Raw genomic sequence first — 1,699 nt, 5'->3', positions numbered from 1 at the left:
CCCCCGCTGAGGCCCCCCGGCCCGACACTCTGTCGGGTTCCGCCCCCGACGCCAGACAGGACGCCCATGTCCCGTCCACACCGTGGACATTTACCCTCGGCCCCATGACCCCTCAGCCGAACCCGAACCCGCAGGTCGGCGCCGCCGTGAAGGCCGCGGACCGCGCACACGTCTTCCACTCCTGGTCCGCACAGGAACTCATCGACCCCCCGGCCATCGCCGGCGCCGAAGGCTCGTACTTCTGGGACTACGAGGGAAACCGCTACCTGGACTTCACCAGCGGCCTCGTCTTCACCAACATCGGATACCAGCACCCGAAGGTCGTCGCCGCGATCCAGGAGCAGGCCGCGACGATGACGACGTTCGCGCCCGCCTTCGCCGTCGAGGCCCGCTCGGAGGCCGCGCGCCTCATCGCCGAGCGGACCCCGGGCGACCTGGACAAGATCTTCTTCACCAACGCCGGCGCCGACGCCGTCGAGCACGCCGTACGCATGGCCCGTCTGCACACGGGCCGTACGAAGGTCCTCTCGGCGTACCGCTCGTACCACGGCGGCACCCAGCAGGCCATCAACCTCACCGGCGACCCGCGCCGCTGGGCCTCCGACAGCGGCGCGGCGGGCGTGGTCCGCTTCTGGGCGCCGTTCCTGTACCGCTCCCGCTTCTACGCGGAGAACGAGCAGCAGGAGTGCGAGCGGGCCCTCCAGCACCTGGAGGACACCATCGTCTTCGAGGGTTCTCAGACGATCGCCGCGCTCATCCTGGAGACGATCCCCGGCACCGCGGGCATCATGACCCCGCCGCCCGGCTACCTCGCGGGCGTCCGCCAGCTCTGCGACCGGTACGGCATCGTCTTCATCCTCGACGAGGTCATGGTCGGCTTCGGGCGGACCGGCAAGTGGTTCGCCGTGGACCACTTCGAGGGCGTCGTACCGGACCTGATGACCTTCGCCAAGGGCGTGAACTCGGGCTACGTCCCGCTGGGCGGCGTCGCGATCTCCGGGGCCATCGCCGAGACCTTCGCGAGGCGGCCCTACCCGGGCGGTCTGACGTACTCCGGGCATCCGCTGGCCTGCGCCGCCGCGGTCGCCACGATCCAGGTCATGGAGGAGGAGGGGGTCGTCGAGAACGCGGCGCGGCTGGGCGCCGAGCTGATCGGCCCGGGGCTCGCGGACCTCGCCGAGCGGCACCCGAGCGTGGGAGAGGTGCGCGGGCTCGGCATGTTCTGGGCGCTTGAGCTGGTGAAGGACAGGCGGACGCGGGAGCCGCTGGTGCCGTACAACGCCTCCGGGGAGGCGAACGCTCCGATGGCGGCGTTCGGCGCGGCGGCGAAGAAGCACGGGCTGTGGCCGTTCATCAACATGAACCGCACTCATGTGGTGCCGCCGTGCACCATCACGGAGGCGGAGGCGAAGGAGGGGCTCGCGGCGTTGGACGCGGCGCTGACGGAGGCGGACGCGCACGTGTCCTGACCTCGCGCCCCCATCGAGCCCCGCGCCGGCTGCCCTCCCAGCCGGCGCGGGGCTTCCCTGTGCGCCGCCCTGAGCGCGAGACCGCCCTGAGCGCGAGCACCGCCCTGAGCGCGAGACCGCCCTGAGCGCGAGCGCCGCCCAGCGGGGGCCCTGGGCCTTCTGAGGCCGGCCCGGCCCCGGCTGCCCCTCGGCCGGCGTAAGACAAACCCCCGCCCGCGCAAGGCGAACCC

At 72.2% G+C, this 1,699-nt stretch carries 1 protein-coding gene; it reads left to right on the top strand.

Annotated features, from left to right (window positions below):
* The first annotated feature begins 104 nt into the window (after window positions 1–104).
* Complete coding sequence (locus tag GKQ77_RS32470) at window positions 105–1,469, top strand: aspartate aminotransferase family protein (protein ID WP_219692737.1); 1,365 nt, start codon at window positions 105–107, stop codon at window positions 1,467–1,469.
* Window positions 1,470–1,699 lie beyond the last annotated feature (230 nt).

Source organism: Streptomyces anatolicus, from assembly GCF_019400875.1.
GTDB classification, from domain to species: Bacteria; Actinomycetota; Actinomycetes; order Streptomycetales; family Streptomycetaceae; genus Streptomyces; species Streptomyces anatolicus.
Note: the sequence above shows the minus strand (reverse complement) of the source record. Positions and strands in the feature narration are given on the sequence as shown.